This window comes from Tannerella sp. (genome assembly GCF_030528505.1).
Taxonomy (GTDB): Bacteria; Bacteroidota; Bacteroidia; order Bacteroidales; family Tannerellaceae; genus Tannerella.
This window is the reverse complement of the sequence record NZ_JAUMYS010000023.1, coordinates 1-15,182: the sequence shown is the minus strand read 5'-3', so window position 1 is coordinate 15,182 and position 15,182 is coordinate 1. Positions and strand designations below refer to the sequence as shown.

General features: G+C 53.0%; 15 protein-coding genes. 7 read left to right on the top strand and 8 right to left on the bottom strand.

Annotated elements, in window-relative coordinates:
• Positions 1–366 precede the first annotated feature (366 nt).
• Together Q4A89_RS05165 and cbiB are read left to right on the top strand one after the other, a co-directional pair.
• Positions 367–1,389 carry a threonine-phosphate decarboxylase gene (locus tag Q4A89_RS05165; RefSeq protein WP_303184178.1) on the top strand — a complete coding sequence of 341 codons (1,023 nt, stop codon included), beginning with the start codon at positions 367–369 and terminating at the stop codon, positions 1,387–1,389.
• On the top strand, positions 1,365–2,309 hold the full coding sequence (gene cbiB / locus Q4A89_RS05160) for an adenosylcobinamide-phosphate synthase CbiB (RefSeq protein ID WP_303184177.1): 945 nt from the start codon (positions 1,365–1,367) through the stop codon (positions 2,307–2,309). Before Q4A89_RS05165 ends, cbiB begins: the two co-directional genes overlap by 25 nt.
• Here cbiB and Q4A89_RS05155 read toward each other — a convergent pair.
• From Q4A89_RS05155 to Q4A89_RS05125, 7 genes are all read right to left on the bottom strand, one after another.
• Positions 2,282–3,775 carry a cobyric acid synthase gene (locus Q4A89_RS05155; RefSeq protein ID WP_303184176.1) on the bottom strand — a complete coding sequence of 498 codons (1,494 nt, stop codon included), beginning with the start codon at positions 3,773–3,775 and terminating at the stop codon, positions 2,282–2,284. The genes cbiB and Q4A89_RS05155 overlap by 28 nt on opposite strands.
• Before the next feature lie 214 nt (positions 3,776–3,989).
• The gene (locus tag Q4A89_RS05150; protein WP_185711553.1) at positions 3,990–4,148 is read right to left on the bottom strand and encodes a hypothetical protein; all 159 of its coding nucleotides are present in this window, start codon (positions 4,146–4,148) and stop codon (positions 3,990–3,992) included.
• A 143-nt stretch (positions 4,149–4,291) separates the two neighbouring features.
• The gene (locus tag Q4A89_RS05145) at positions 4,292–4,990 is read right to left on the bottom strand and encodes a YjjG family noncanonical pyrimidine nucleotidase (RefSeq protein WP_303184175.1); all 699 of its coding nucleotides are present in this window, start codon (positions 4,988–4,990) and stop codon (positions 4,292–4,294) included.
• Positions 4,987–5,856, bottom strand: coding sequence for a hypothetical protein (locus Q4A89_RS05140; RefSeq protein WP_303184174.1), 870 nt, complete (start codon positions 5,854–5,856; stop codon positions 4,987–4,989). Before Q4A89_RS05140 ends, Q4A89_RS05145 begins: the two co-directional genes overlap by 4 nt.
• A gap of 29 nt (positions 5,857–5,885) precedes the next feature.
• Positions 5,886–6,581, bottom strand: a complete 696-nt coding sequence (gene rsmI / locus Q4A89_RS05135) for a 16S rRNA (cytidine(1402)-2'-O)-methyltransferase (RefSeq protein WP_303184173.1) — start codon at positions 6,579–6,581, stop codon at positions 5,886–5,888.
• Between the two features lie 12 nt (positions 6,582–6,593).
• Positions 6,594–7,232, bottom strand: coding sequence for a hypothetical protein (locus Q4A89_RS05130; RefSeq protein WP_303184172.1), 639 nt, complete (start codon positions 7,230–7,232; stop codon positions 6,594–6,596).
• Positions 7,233–8,045: 813 nt separating this feature from the next.
• Positions 8,046–9,470 carry an ATP-dependent RecD-like DNA helicase gene (locus Q4A89_RS05125; protein ID WP_303184171.1) on the bottom strand — a complete coding sequence of 475 codons (1,425 nt, stop codon included), beginning with the start codon at positions 9,468–9,470 and terminating at the stop codon, positions 8,046–8,048.
• Positions 9,471–9,562: 92 nt separating this feature from the next.
• On the opposite strand from Q4A89_RS05125, the gene Q4A89_RS05120 reads away from it, so the two are divergent.
• The 3 genes from Q4A89_RS05120 to Q4A89_RS05110 are packed head-to-tail and all read left to right on the top strand — an operon-like array spanning position 9,563 to position 11,610.
• Positions 9,563–10,249 carry a hypothetical protein gene (locus Q4A89_RS05120; RefSeq protein WP_303184170.1) on the top strand — a complete coding sequence of 229 codons (687 nt, stop codon included), beginning with the start codon at positions 9,563–9,565 and terminating at the stop codon, positions 10,247–10,249.
• A 6-nt stretch (positions 10,250–10,255) separates the two neighbouring features.
• Positions 10,256–11,068 carry a DUF3822 family protein gene (locus Q4A89_RS05115; protein ID WP_303184169.1) on the top strand — a complete coding sequence of 271 codons (813 nt, stop codon included), beginning with the start codon at positions 10,256–10,258 and terminating at the stop codon, positions 11,066–11,068.
• Positions 11,056–11,610, top strand: coding sequence for an RsmD family RNA methyltransferase (locus tag Q4A89_RS05110; RefSeq protein ID WP_303184168.1), 555 nt, complete (start codon positions 11,056–11,058; stop codon positions 11,608–11,610). Before Q4A89_RS05115 ends, Q4A89_RS05110 begins: the two co-directional genes overlap by 13 nt.
• On the opposite strand, the gene cls is transcribed toward Q4A89_RS05110, so the two are convergent.
• Positions 11,582–13,015: a cardiolipin synthase gene (gene cls / locus Q4A89_RS05105; RefSeq protein WP_303184167.1), complete on the bottom strand. Its 1,434-nt coding sequence runs from the start codon at positions 13,013–13,015 to the stop codon at positions 11,582–11,584. The two genes, Q4A89_RS05110 and cls, sit on opposite strands and share 29 nt — an antisense overlap.
• A gap of 105 nt (positions 13,016–13,120) precedes the next feature.
• Here cls and surE point away from each other — a divergent pair, with 105 nt between their 5' ends.
• Positions 13,121–13,891, top strand: a complete 771-nt coding sequence (gene surE / locus Q4A89_RS05100; protein ID WP_303184166.1) for a 5'/3'-nucleotidase SurE — start codon at positions 13,121–13,123, stop codon at positions 13,889–13,891.
• Between the two features lie 6 nt (positions 13,892–13,897).
• A complete protein-coding gene (lpxB, locus tag Q4A89_RS05095) occupies positions 13,898–15,037 on the top strand; it encodes a lipid-A-disaccharide synthase (protein ID WP_303184165.1) in 1,140 nt (379 codons plus the stop codon).
• Positions 15,038–15,182: the final 145 nt, after the last annotated feature.

Here is a 15,182-nt window from a genome sequence, read left to right as displayed (position 1 = left end):
TTGATCTTTTTGATTAATTTTCGCAAAGGTACGTATTTCGAGACATAACAGCCCCATGCGACAGACAAAACTTCTTACTTTTTCCCGACAAACAACATGAGAAAAGCGGTGAAGATAGCGACTTTTCTTTTTTTGCAAAGTCTTTATTGTTTCGATGCGCATACGTTTTCCATCCGATAAGCATCGGTTTCAAAACCGATAGGCATAGAAAAAAATCCGATAGGCATCGGATCCGAAACCTGTGCCTGCAAAATATAAGGAAGAAGGAGAGGCATGAAGAGAGGTAAACCCGATTTCTATGAGCCGATATGCATCCATCCTGACTTTTTTTATTTATGTTTGTCCTCCTGTTTTTATCGGTCAATTATGTTACACGGACACGGAGACGACATGTATAACTGCTCACAGGCAGTCAGAAGTAATTTCAGTTCAAATATTTTCGGAGCGACGGATTTATCGGGACTGCGGGAACATCTTACGGCGCGGATGGAACGGCTGTCGAGTTATCCCGAACCGGAGCCTCTTACGCTCGAGGCCAAATGGGCTTCCGCGCATGGCTTACATCCCGGCGAGGTGTGTGTGACAAACGGCGCCACCGAGGCGATTTACCTCATTGCGCAGGCGTTTCGGCACGCACGCAGTTATATCTGGCAACCGACGTTCAGCGAATATGCGGATGCCTGCCGGATGCACGGACACACGGTCAAGGCGATTTTCACCGCCGAAAGTATCGACGATCGGGCAGACCTTGTTTGGTTGTGCAATCCGAACAACCCGACCGGCGAAGCGCGTACGAAACGCATGCTTTCGAAGCTGATCGAAGCGCATCCTTCGGTTTGCTTCGTCATCGACCAGAGCTACGCCCCGTTTACCCGCGAGCCGCTGTTCACCGCGGCCGAAGCCGCCGCCATCCCCCACGTAATTTTGCTGCATTCGGCCACGAAGCGCTATGCCGTGCCGGGATTACGATTAGGATGCCTGACCGCCTGCCGGGCACTGTCCGACCGGATTCGTGTACAGCGTATGCCGTGGTCGGTCAATGCGCTGGCCATCGAGGCCGGGGAATTCTTTCTGAAGCACAACCCACCGCTGCAACCATCGATCGAAGCGCTGTTGAGTGAGACGAAGCGTCTGACCGACGCGCTGTCCGCACTGAAGATCGCGGACATCTGGCCTACGGACACGCACTTTTTTCTCGCCCGGTTACGGATCGGGAATGCGGCGGCGCTGAAAAAATACCTGCTCGATACGCACGGCATCTTAATACGCGACGCCTCGAACTTCGAAGGGCTTGACGAGACTTTCATCCGCATCGCGACGCAGACGCCCGAAGATAACGATCGACTCATCCACGCACTCGACGAATGGAAACAAGTTGTTTTCTCCTGATCCCTCTTATCGCCGGCTGGCTGCTCGATAAGGCGCTCGGCGATCCGCTGTGGTTACCGCATCCGATCGTAGGTTTCGGGCGACTGATCGCTTGGGGCGAACGATCGCTGAACCGCGGGAAACATCGTGTGACGAAAGGAGCGTTTCTCGCTGTCGGACTGATCCTGTCGGCGTATGGCGCCGCATGGTCGATCGTGCACGGCGCGCTCTGCCTGAACGCGTCGGCCGGTATCGCCATCGCTTCCGTGCTCGTGTTCTATTGTCTGGCGGGAACGACCTTGGTGCGCGAGGTGCGCGAAGTGTTTCGCGCCTGCGACCGCTCGATCGAAGAAGGACGACGGCAGGTGGCCCGTATCGTCGGACGCGACACTTCCGCTCTATCGGCTCAGGAAGTACGCGCCGCGGCGCTGGAGACGTTAGCCGAAAACCTGAGCGACGGCGTTATCGCTCCATTGTTCTGGTACCTGCTGCTCGGCGTACCGGGGATGGTTGCCTATAAAATGGTTAATACGCTCGATTCGATGATCGGCTACCGGAACGAACGGTACGGCTTGTTCGGACGTGTCGCCGCACGCATCGACGACGCGGCCAACTTCCTTCCCGCGCGACTCACGGCCGCTCTGATGGTGCTCGTCTGCGGAAAGCTTTCGCTCTTCTCTTTCGTCAAGAAGTATGGCCGGCAACATTTAAGTCCGAACGCAGGCTATCCTGAGGCGGCGTTGGCCGGAATCCTCGACTGCCGTTTCGGTGGCGCACACGATTATTTCGGGAAGCGGGTGGAGAAACCGTATATCGGCGAGAACCCGCGCGAACTGACGACGGACGACATGCGCCGTTCGGTCGCGATCGCAAGACGTGCGGAGATCGTAACCGTCGCCGTAATGGCTGCGGTTTACTCCTCTCTCCTCATGATGGCGTAGATCCGCTCCATATCGACATGACGGCGCACGTGGGCGGCCAGCTTGTCGTACTGCTCGTTCTTGAAAGCCGCGTGATCGAACGTCGTGCGGGCTGCGGCCTTATCGACAAACGGTTCGAGCAGAAAATCGATCGCCGCGGCATTGTCCAGAATACCGTGGATATACGTCCCCATACACCGGCGTCCCATGAGGCATCCGTTATCCTCCGTCGCGGAGCGGGTCAGCGGCTCGACCTTCGCCTGAGGCTCGTGCGTCGTTTCTCCCATGTGTACCTCGTATCCGTGGCATTCGCGGTCATCGCCGGTCATGCGGAACACGACTTGCCTCGTCGTCTTCTCTTTCGTCAGCCGGGTCGTTACCGGCAGCAGGCCGAGACCGGGCAGCCGTTCGATATCGCCTTCGACGTGCTCGGGGTCGCACACCTCGCGCCCCATCATCTGATAGCCGCCGCAGATACCCATCACCGTCGTGCCATCACGATGTGCGCGGACAATGGCCTGCGCCACACCGTTGCGGCGCAATTCGGAAAGATCGGAAAGCGTATTCTTCGTGCCCGGCAGCAGGATGATGTCGGCCTTGCGGAGTTCGTCCGTATTATTCGTATAGAATAAATGTACGCGTGGATCGCGTTCGAGCGTGTCGAAATCGGTAAAGTTGCTCAGATGCCGCAACAACACGACGGCCACGTTGATCTTTCCCTCTTCCGACTCCCGCTTTTTCGTGCGCAGCACGACGCTGTCCTCCTCCTCGATATAGATATCGTTGAAATAAGGTACAATACCGACTACGGGGATACCGCACAGTTCTTCGATCATCTTCGCGCCATCGGTGAAGAGGCTCATATCGCCTCGAAACTTATTGATCAGGATGCCTTTGATACGACGCCGGTCTTCTTCGTTCTGCAACATGACGGAACCGTACACGCTCGCGAACACGCCGCCCCGGTCGATATCGGCTACGAGGATAACGGCCGCGTCGGCATACCGTGCCATCGGGAGGTTAACGAGATCGACTTGTCGCAGGTTCAGCTCCGAGATGCTTCCCGCCCCTTCCATCACGATCGGGTTATACTGTGCCGCCAGACGATCGAAAGCCAGATGTACTTCGCGCTCCAGCTCCGCGCGTCCCTCTTTGCGGAAGTACGATCGCGCGTCCTGATTGCCGGTAGGGCGTCCGTGCAGCACGACCTGCGAGGTACAGTCGCCCGACGGTTTGAGCAGGAGCGGGTTCATATCCGTATGACACGGTATGCCGGCCGCTTCGGCCTGTACGGCCTGTGCGCGTCCAAGTTCCAGCCCGTCGGCCGTTACGAACGAGTTGAGCGCCATATTCTGCGCTTTAAAAGGAGCCGGACGATATCCGTCCTGCAGGAATATCCGGCAGAAAGCAGCCGCGATAACACTTTTCCCGACATCGCTTCCGGTGCCGGCGAACATGATGGAACGAAGAGGAGACGTTGGTTGCATATTCTTGTTTTAGGAAGCAAATGTACATGATAATATCGATTCCCGCATACAGGAAGGACGAAAGGAGGAAAATAAAAAAGGATTCGTAATCCGGCATATTCCGAATTCAAACCCTTCATCGCTGAATGGCAGCGGAGAAATTCCGCTGCGGTGATAACCTAAATGTATAACTGTTTGTCCTCTCTGTACTATAGGGGCGAGGACGTTCCCCCTATCAATTCCCTTCTACCAGCATCAGTTTTTCCTGCAATTTGCGGATCTGGGAGTTCAAATGCTGACACATAAATCCATTGCCAGCTAAGCGATACTTATCGGCCTGATATTGTAACATGGCCAATTCACGCAAGTTTTGTTTATTTGCAATCATTCTCATAATTTCTTTTTCTATTAAAATCACGGTGCAAAGATACACACTTTTCTGGAAAACATGTTGTACAACATAACAAATCGACCCCTGTTTAGCATTATTTAAAGGATAAGCGGCCTGATAAAGCCTTTTTAGCAAACGCGAACCACTTATAAAAGCTCTTGTATTTCGGCTAACGAACGGACATTAAACGTAGGCGTGAAGCCGTGAACCGGCAAACGTTCGGGGTTGAGCCAGAGCTGATCGATTTTCGAGCGGTAACTTCCTTCGATATCGGCCTCCCAGCTGTCGCCGATCATCAGCGACTCATGGCGCCGCGAATTCGTGCAACGGAGGGCATAATCGAATATTTTACGATGCGGTTTCTGGACCCCCACATCTTCCGAGAGGATCAGTCGTTCGAAATATGGTGCGAGTCCCGAGTTCTCCAACTTGAGCTGTTGCACTTCCCTGAATCCGTTGGACAAGATGAACATGCGGTAGAAAGGGCGCAAATATTCGAGCAGTTCGATGGCGCCGGGGACGAGTCGCGTTTTTCGCGTGGTACGTTCCAGAAAATCACGGTTCAGTTTGAGGGTCAAGTCCACATCGTCTATCCCCATCGGCCGAAGCATGTACAGCAACCGTTCGAGGATCAGCGTGCGGCGGTCTATTTCATGATTCCGGTATTGCTCCCAGAGTTTAAGGTTATGAGGCATATAACGGTCAAAGAACATCTCGAAGGAATCATAATGCCGATCGAACCGATAGTCGACATAAATTTCTTCGAGACATTCTTTGTTGTTGTGGTACGTATCCCACAAGGTATCGTCCAAGTCGAAAAACAGGGACTTGTAACCTGTTCTCATCCTACTTCCACCACCAGATGCTTGCTCAGGCTCCAGAAGACTTGCGGATCGAGGATGTTCAGCACGAGGTTACCATCGCCGTCTTTTTCAAACTTGTAAGAACGGTCGGGGTGATTGGAGCGCACGGTGGCTTTGCGGGCATACAATTGTATGGATGTTACTTCGCGCGTATCGATCGAGATGAAGTAATCTTCATTGAAGTTCCCTTGCAACGCCTTCGTTTTGGAGAAGAGGCCGCCGCCCGTCAGGATGTGCTGTTCCTTCAGCTCTTTTTTCGTGCCGAAGCAGTAATAGGCTCTGTGCAGTTTTTTGTCCTGTTCGGTAATCTTCTGCGATTGGGCTGCCGTTGTTACAGACAGGTTCTCCACGTTTTCGTTCAAGTTCGTCACGAGTTCGTCCAGCTCCTGAATACGGATATCTTTCTTCGCCAAGTCTTCCTGCAGGGCGGCGATCATCGTCGCTTTCTGGTTCAGTTCGGACGAGAGCCGGTCAATTGTTTTCTGCAAAGCCGAAGACTGGATATTGCTCTTTTTCAACTTTTCTTGCAACTCACTCAGTTGCGCTTTGTTGTTCTTCAGCGTCTCGGCAATCAGGCGCATATTGTTCTTGATCTGCTCCTTTTTGTTCGGATTCATTTCGCCGTTCGACTGCTCGATGGCCAGATAGTTCTCAGCATCGCGAATAGCCTGAATATCGGTCTGAATGTCGTTCAGCGTCGAGAGCATTTCGTTCAGTTCGGTCGTGCTCTGCGCCTTTTCGGCTTTGAGCATCTCGTTTTCACTTTTCAGCTTTTTGTACTCGGCCGAATTCTCCACACACGAAGTCCATATCATTGCACTAATGATAAATAATATAACTTTTTTCATTTTGGATTGAATAATTATATATGTTATGTTCATTTCTCTTTTTCCGGCACCGGCACTCCGGAGCCGGACACTATTATAACAAATTCTCCTTTCGGTTCGTTCACGGAAAAGTGAAAAATCAGTTCTTCGAGCGTGCCCCGGCAGGTCTCTTCGAAGCGTTTCGACAGTTCGCGCGAAACGGAAGCCTGCCGTTCCTTCCCGAAGAATTCAGCCAATTGCTTCAACGTTTTGACGATCCGGTAAGGCGATTCATACAGGACGATACTTCGTTCTTCGACAGCCAGCGAGCGCAGGCGAGTCTGTCGTCCTTTTTTCGGAGGCAGAAACCCTTCGAAGCAGAAGCGGTCGGTCGGCAGCCCCGAGACGACGAGCGCCGGCACGAAAGCCGTAGCGCCCGGCAGACATTCCACCTCGACGCCCTGACGGATGCATTCGCGTACGAGCAGAAACCCCGGATCGGAGATGCCCGGCGTACCCGCGTCGGAGATCAGAGCGATGTTTTCGCCAGCTATGACCCGTTCGGCCATTTCTTTCACCGTGCGGTGTTCGTTGAACTTATGATGCGACTGCACCCGGTTCCGTATCTCGTAATGTTTGAGCAAGACACTGCTCGTTCGCGTATCTTCGGCCAGAATCAGATCGGCCTCTTGGAGGATACGCACCGCGCGAAACGTCATATCTTCAAGGTTTCCGACCGGAGTAGGTACAATATACAGTTTGGCCATGACGCGACGTGTTTACACGAACCGACGTTCCACGAGCTTGAGGAAGTCGAGTACCGAATCGTTTTCGAAATCCCAGTCGGTCACGCTTTTCAAATGAGCGAGTGACTCTTCGTACGAATACGTTTCGTTCAGCTCGCCAACCACGCGATTCATCCGTTGTTCGTCGCCGCCGAACAGTTCGCGGCAGAAGCGAAAGCGGTCGTTCAGCGTAAAGGCCTTGCGCAAATCGGTCAGTTTCGTCTTTTCCATCTTGTCGTTCAACGACGGCTCCGTCTTGTCGCGGAAAGACGGAGACGCGGCCGGCAGGGCCGTATTACGGCTTACCGAAGCAGGCGCGGCAGAGGGGACAGGCGGTACTTCGTCGGCGGCAGGTACCGGAGGATGAACTGCCTCTGCGGTGGCGGCAGCCGGTCGTCCTATCGGTCGTTCGACCGATGATATCTGAGCCTGATGCTCCCGTATTTGCCGGTCGAACAGCTCGATCTGCGCCACCTCGATAGAATGGAACTGCTCCCGTACCCTGTTCGTTAAATCAAAAGCCTCGTTAAAGAAAGAAACCGGATAGATCGCTGTCTCCCGCATCTGTTCCGTCAGCTCCGTCAGTCTCCGGAGATAGCTTGTCAATTGTGCTAATTGCTCTTTATCGGTCATAAGTTCATCCTTATTTTAGGAAGAAAGTGCAAAAGTAAACATTATCCTTATTATATCATCACGAAAACAAAATTAATCCCCGTTTTGTTCGCCCGCATAAACATCCCTTTTTCCCGCTGATGTAATAATGGTCAATGGTTAGGCGTTGAGGTGTTGGGGCGTTTAATTGTTGAGCTGTTGGCTACAATAATTACGAATGACGATACCCGAACGCAAATGGCGCAAATGAACGCGAATGAATAAAATTACGAATGACGAATTATAATGTACGATTGCAAATACATCATTGTACGCCCCGTGAATCGGTTGTTATGGCGGCGGTGTGTCATAACGGGCAAACTGCTTCGTTGCTTGCGGAATGAGAGCTCGGTCACATACCTTAGTATGCTCCCTCACCCTCATCCTTAGCGCCTTGCTTTTTAACCATTCTTACACACCTAAAGAGGGTGTGCCCAAACATTGCATTTTGACACACCCTCCTACACGGCGTACCTGCAGGGGGGGGGCGCAAAACCATCCCAAACCAATCAACAACTAAACAACTAAACGACTAAACGCCCAAAGGGCATAACAATTAACCATTGACAATTAATTTATGTCAGGCTTTCAGCCCTCTGGCGGGGTACGTCCTTTTTTCCCAACGCTCCGCTTCGCTCCACATTGGGCTGAATTAATACGCCCCTGCGGGGCTGTTACAGTGGTCAGTATTCAGCAGTCAGTCATCACGGGCCAAGCCAACAAATCAACAACTAAACCTCTCAACAACTAAACGCCCGCAGGGCTGAATGCTGACCGCTGAATGACAATTAACCACTATCCCCCTCCTTCCTCAAATTCTTTAGGCAGATTGACCAGATAGAGGCGATGGGTAGCGCGGGTGAAGGCGGTATAAAGCCAGCGGTAGAAATCTTCGCCCAGCATCTCTTGCGTCATATAGCCGATATCCAGAAAAACATTCCGCCACTGTCCTCCCTGCGCCTTATGACAGGTGACGGCATACGCATATTTCACCTGCACGGCATTATAGTAAGGATCGACTTTCAGCTTCTTCATCTTCGCGGCTTTTGTTGGCTCATCGGCATAATCTTCGAGGACGCTGAAAAAGAGTCGATCACTTTGTTCTTTCGGCAACGCCGACGTATCGCTTTGCAGCGTGTCGAGCAAGATACGCAGGTCGATCTCCAGATCGTAGTCCTGAAACCGTAACGACACATCGCAAAAGCGAAAGCCGTACATCTCGATCGTACGGCGGATGCGCAGCACTTCGACCATCTCGCCGTTCGCAATGAAATCCATCTCTTTGTACGAAGACGTCCAGAAATAATTGTTTCGTACCACCATCAGCCGGTCGCCCGTCGAAATCTCCTCCTCTCTGTACAGAATCCGGTTCCTTATACCATTATTATAAAGTGTTGCCCGTTTGTTGGATCGACAGATCACGATCGTCTCGTCCGCTCCGTCGCGACTGTAGGCCGATGCGATTTCTTCGATCAGCTCCTCGCCGCTCACCTTGCGAATATCTTCGAAGCCTGCAAGACGGAGGATAGGATACCGGTCGATCTGTCGGCGGTGCAGGCTGTCGCGGATCAGCGTCGCGTTGAAAAGAACACCGGAATCTTTATCCTGCCTCACGACCTGTGTGAGCGAGCATTCCCTCACGTGCAACGAATAGCCTTTGAGGTAGTCCGGATTCATAGCCGGACTTTCGCTTTGCGATACAGGCGGGAGCTGCGCGCCATCGCCGAGCAGGATCAGTTTGCAGCCTTCTCCGCCGTAGACGTAGCGCATCAAGTCGTCGAGCAGCCGCCCGCTGCTGAACGAAGCCATGCCGGCATCATCGTTCGAAATCATGGACGCTTCGTCGATAATAAACAGCGTGTTTCTATGCAGGTTGGGTGCCAACGAGAACCCGGTGAACTCGTTCGAAAACGTTTTCTGACGGTAGATTTTCCGATGAATCGTCAACGCATTGCGTCCCGCGTATTCCGAAAACACTTTGGCCGCCCGTCCGGTAGGCGCCAGCAAAACGACCGACTGCTCCAACGCCGTCAGCGCTTTGACTGTGGCTCCGAGCAGCGACGTCTTCCCTGTTCCGGCATAACCTTTCAACAAAAGCACGTCGTTCGGCGCCGGAGATGACAGAAAATGCGCGAGCGTATCGATCGCCTCACGCTGTTCGGCTGTCGGTTCGTAAGGAAAAGCGTTAAGAATCTGTTGAAAAATAAACCGATGAATCATTTATGTGAAATTATTTTCGCGATAAAGTTACAGCTTTAAATAATCTTCTTTATATTTGCAGCAACGAAATCATAAAAAAACGAATATACGACATGAAAATTACACTGAAAGTATTATTAGTTGCGGCGGCTTTGCTGCTGGTTTACATGTGCTACCGAAGCGTTATGGGTCCGATAGAGTTCGAGCTCGAACAGAAAACCCGCGAAACGGCTATCCAGCATCGGCTGATCGATATCCGCAAGGCGCAGATCGAGTACAAAAACAGACATGGAGTACATGCTGCAAATTTTGATGAGTTGGGAAAATTCTTGAAAGAAGAAAAATTACCGTTTGTCGTGAAAGAAGGCGTTTTGTCTGACGAACAGTTGGAGTCGGGCTTGACGGAAAAGAAAGCCGTGGCGATCATCGAGAGAGCCCGCAAGACCGGAAAGAACGACGAGGTGATTAAAAACGGACTGGAAAACTTCAGACGTGATACGATGTGGGTACTGGCCAAAGATACTTTGTTCGGGGCCAATTATAACGTCGACTCGATCGCCTTTGTACCGGTTGCAGCAACAAATGCCCGGTTCGAAATGGATACGGCAACGCTCTCTTCGTCGTCGGGATACACGGTGAAGGTATTCGAATGTCGTGTACCCTACGATAGCTATCTGAGCGATTTGAACAGCCAGCAGCTTGCCAATCTGAAAGACAAGATGCGCAAGATGAAACGGTATGAAGGACTGAAGGTCGGATCGGTTACGGAGATCAACAACAACGCCGGAAACTGGGAGTAGTCCGTTATGACCCTTCGTGTTCCTGACACGTTAACTGCTAAAAATTCGGAGAAATATAGAGTGTCTATCCGGCTGTCGCCGGGTGGACTTTCTTTTGTTGGATATATCCCATCGCAGCCGGACAGCTTTTTCTACGCGCCCCTCGGCTTAGACCGATCCCGATCGTACGCACAAAGCGTCAAGGACGTTCTTGCCGGACACTCCTTTTTTTCATACGCGTATGAAGCTGTCTCCGTCGTAAGCACCGGACAGCCCTATACCCTCGTTCCCGAAACGATTTTTGCGGAAGACCGGGCAGCGCAGTTGATGGCGTTTACCTTTTCTTCGCCCGGCGAGGAGGTGCTCTTTCAACCCCTGAAGGAGCTCGAAGCCGTGCTGCTCTTCGGAATCGACCCCGAAATACACACATTCCTTCCACGCTTACAGCCCCAAGCGACATTCGTGCATGGGATGGCTCCGCTCCTGCTCCACTGGCAGAAGCAAAGCCGGACCGCTTATCCCAAACAGGTATACGCCGTACTGCAGGAAGACAGGATGGACGTAGCGTGCTTCGACAAAGGAACTTTGTTGTTCATCAATGCGTTTCGTATCGACGACCGGGCCGATGTCTTGTACTATTTGCTTTATATCTGGAAGCAATTGAGACTCGATCCGATCGAGGATCCGCTCTTTCTTTCAGCTACGCCTGCGGTCTTCTCCGACCTGCACGATACGCTGCGAAACTACCTGATGCAAATCGAACCGATGAATCTACCGGCCGCACCTTCCAACGCACAAATACCGGCCGATGTAATGGCGTTGATGGAATGCGAATCATAAGAGGAATCTACGGACGCCGCCGGTTTCAGGTACCCTCGTCGTTCAGTGCTCGCCCGACGACGGACTTTGCCAAAGAAAACCTGTTTAATGTACTCGAAAACCTGATCGACTGGGAAGAGATGACCGCCCTCGATCTGTTTGCCGGCACGGGAAGCATCTCGTTCGAGTTGCTGTCGCGAGGCTGCCGGCGTGTGACGGCTGTCGAAGCGAACCGGGCGCATGCGGCATTTGTCGCCAAGGTTGCCGGCGAACTCAAGACCGACGCTTTCGAACTGATTCGCGGTGATGTATTCCGCTATCTGTCTTCCGTTCCGAAACAAACATTCGACTTCATCTTCGCCGATCCGCCGTATGCCCTGCCGGAGTTATCGAAGCTGCCGGAGCTTGTGATGACCGGAAAGCTCCTTTCCGAAGGCGGTATCTTTGTGCTGGAGCATCCCAAAACGTTCGACTTTTCCGCACATCCCTGCTTCAGCCAGCAGCGTGTCTACGGCTCGGTACATTTCTCCTTCTTCAGAGAAGAGGCGAGAACAGACGCATAAACGATTCGATCAGTCGTTTGGTCAGCGGGCGATTCAGCCATTGAGCGGGATAAACAGTCTCGCAGTTTTTCAGATCATCCATAAACAATTGTTTCATCTCCCGCGCGAACGGCTGATGGTAGACGAAGGCATTGACCTCGAAATTGTGTTCGAAGCTACGGAAGTCGAAGTTCGCCGAGCCGATACACGCCAGTTCATCATCGACCAGAAGCACCTTGGAATGCAGGAAACCGGCCTTATAAAAGTAAACCTTCACACCTGCGCGCAGCATATCGTCCAGAAACGAATGAGCAGCCAGATGAGCGCTCCGCGTATCGGAATGCTCGGGTAGCATCAGCCGCACGTCGATGCCTCCCAGCGCCGCCGTCTGAAGCGCCTGATTCATACTGTCCGTAGGCAGGAAGTAAGGCGTCTGGATGTAGACATACTTTTTGGCATTCGTGATGCAGAAGATAACCGCCTGAAGCAAGGTACGCCATGGCCCGGTAGGTCCGCTGGCAATGACTTGCAGGATGTTATCGCCGAAGATGGCTTCGTCGGGGTAGTAGTCTTTGCCTTTGATCAACTGCTTGCTGACGACATACCAGTCGATCAGAAACACCGATTGCAGGCCGTGAACGCCTTTCCCCTCGATCCGGAAGTGCGTGTCGCGCCATCCCCCCCACGACACCCCTTTGATGTACCGATCGGCAATATTCATCCCGCCGATAAAACCGATCTTCCCGTCGATCACGACAATCTTGCGGTGGTTGCGATAGTTAACCTTGCTCGTAAGCACAGGAAAAGCGACCCGCAGGAACGCATACACCTCGATACCCGCCGCTTTCATCTCCCGAAAGAACTTCTCCTTTACATTCCAGCTTCCCACGTCGTCATACAGCACACGCACCTGCACGCCTTCACGCGCCTTGGTGATCAGCAGACGCTTCACCTGCCGCCCGATTTCGTCGTCGGCAAAGATATAATATTGTATATGGATATGATGGCGAGCCTCCCGTAACGCCGTCATAAACGCCTCGAATTTATCCGTTCCGTTCGTATAGGTCGTAATGGAACTCCCGTAGAGCAGCGGGTTGTGATCGTCACGATTCAGCAAATTCACCAAAGGCTGATAAGCCGGCGAAACGACACACTTATCCTGCTCCGGCACATCGGAGTGGAGAGGTTTCATGATGCGTTTGTAAGTGCGCCGCGAGATGATGCGTTGGCGGCGGTTATCCTGTCCGAAGAAAAAGTAAAAGATCAGCCCGATGCCCGGCAACGTCAGCAGGACGATGACCCATGAAATCGTTTTCAGCGGGTTCCGGTTTTCCAACAGCACGACAAGCACCAGACCCAAAATGGAGATGGCGTACAGCGCAAGCAGCGTCAGGCCGACGACGGTATGTAACGGTATATCGAGCATAGACCTTCCGGTTGAGGGCATAAAGATAGGCCTATGCGGCGTGAAATGCAAATTTGGGGATGATTTAACAATTCCGTATTTTTGCGGTCGACAAAAAAGAAAAGCATGAAGAAACAAACGTTGATTTTAGTTACGAACGACGATGGCATCGAAGCGCGAGGCATTCGCGCCCTGACCGACGGTCTGCGCACACTGGGCGATGTGGTCGTCATGGCGCCGGACGGGCCACGATCGGGCATGTCGACAGCCATCACGACGAGCGTCCCCATATCCTATACTTGCATCGAACGTACCGAAGGGCTGACGGTTTACCGTTGCACGGGCACACCGACCGATTGCGTCAAACTGTATCTGAACGAAGTAGCCGATCGCAAGCCCGACCTCGTGGTGTCAGGCATTAACCACGGCGGTAATCAGGCCATCAGCGTACATTACTCGGGAACGATGGGCGCCGTTGTCGAAGGGTGCGCGTTCGATATTCCCTCCGTCGGTGTCTCGCTGTATCAATGCAAGCCGGGCGCCGATTTTTCCGAGTCGGTACGTCTGGCACGGCAGCTTGCGAAAGAGGTGCTGCGCCGGGGATTACCGCACGGCACATACTTGAACCTGAATGTCCCGAACGTCGCAAAAGTCAAAGGCATGGCCGTTTGCCGACAGGCCGACGGACGGTGGATCAAGGAGTACCGGCAAACACGCGACGAGAACGGAGAACCCCTGTTCTGGCTCACCGGAGAGTTCCTGAACTACGAACCGATTTTTCCGGACAACGATACGAGGATGCTTGACGAAGGATACGCTTCGCTCGTGCCCTGCAAACTCGATGTGACCGACTATGCGTTCATGGAAACGCTGAAAAGCTGGCCAATCGATGATTAATCTCCAATGAAATACTACCTTATTGCCGGTGAAGCCTCGGGCGATCTGCATGCCTCGAATCTGATGGTCGCGATCAAAAGGGAAGATCCGCATGCGGAGTTCCGTTTTTTCGGAGGTGACCTCATGCGGGCCGTCGGCGGAACGCTCGTCAAGCATTACCGCGAGATGGCCTACATGGGCGTGATTCCCGTCCTGCTGCATGCCCGCACGATCCTGCGGAACATGCGCCTTTGCCGCGACGACATCCGCGCGTATCGCCCCGATGTGGTCGTGCTCGTCGACTATCCGGGGTTCAACCTGAAAATCGCCCGGTTTGTCAAAACGACGTTGCAAATCCCTGTCTATTATTATATCTCGCCGAAGATTTGGGCGTGGAAGAAGTACCGCATCCGATCGTTCCGTCGCTACGTAGACCGTATGTTCTGCATCCTGCCTTTCGAGGTCGACTTTTTCAGGTCGCTCGACTATCCGGTCGATTATGTGGGTAATCCTTCGGTCGATGCCGTTGCCGCGTTCCGGGAGGCACAGCGCGAACGACCCGATACGTTCCGGCGCGATCACGGCCTGACGGATCAGCCCGTGCTGGCATTGCTCGCCGGCAGTCGCCGCCACGAAATCCGTCAAAATCTTCCGGTGATGCTCGACGTAGCCGCCCGATTTCCCGATTTCCAAATCGTTGTAGCAGGCGCTCCCGGACTGACGGCCGACGATTACCGCTCTTGCCTCGGCGAGAGAGCCACGCCGAAGATCATCTACGGACAGACGTACCACCTGCTCTCGCACGCCGGTGCCGCGCTGGTCACGTCGGGGACGGCGACACTCGAAGCCGCCCTGTTCCGTGTGCCGCAAGTGGTCTGTTATCATGTTTCGGGCGGACGGCTCGTCAATTTCGTGTTCGACCATTTTTTCCACGTGCCCTACATCTCGCTCGTCAACCTGATTGCCGGGCGCGAGGTCGTGTCCGAACTGTTCGGGGCGAAGTTCTCGGCCGAACGTATCCATGCCGAGCTGAAACGCATCGTCGAAGACCCGCCCTACCGTAAACGTATGCTGGAGGGTTACGATCGCGTGATCGCCGCCCTCGGACAACCCGGAGCCTCACAGCACACCGCCCGCCTGATCGTCAACGAACAATTACGAACGTAAGTAAGTGAAAAGTGAAAAACGAAGAGTGAAAAGTGGAGCCCTTGCGGGGGTTGAGGGGGGTAGGTGTTGAGTTGTCATGTCCTGAAAAAAGTTGACAATTGTTTTTGTTGTTATTGTTTCTTTTTTCTTTCATGATTTACGCCAC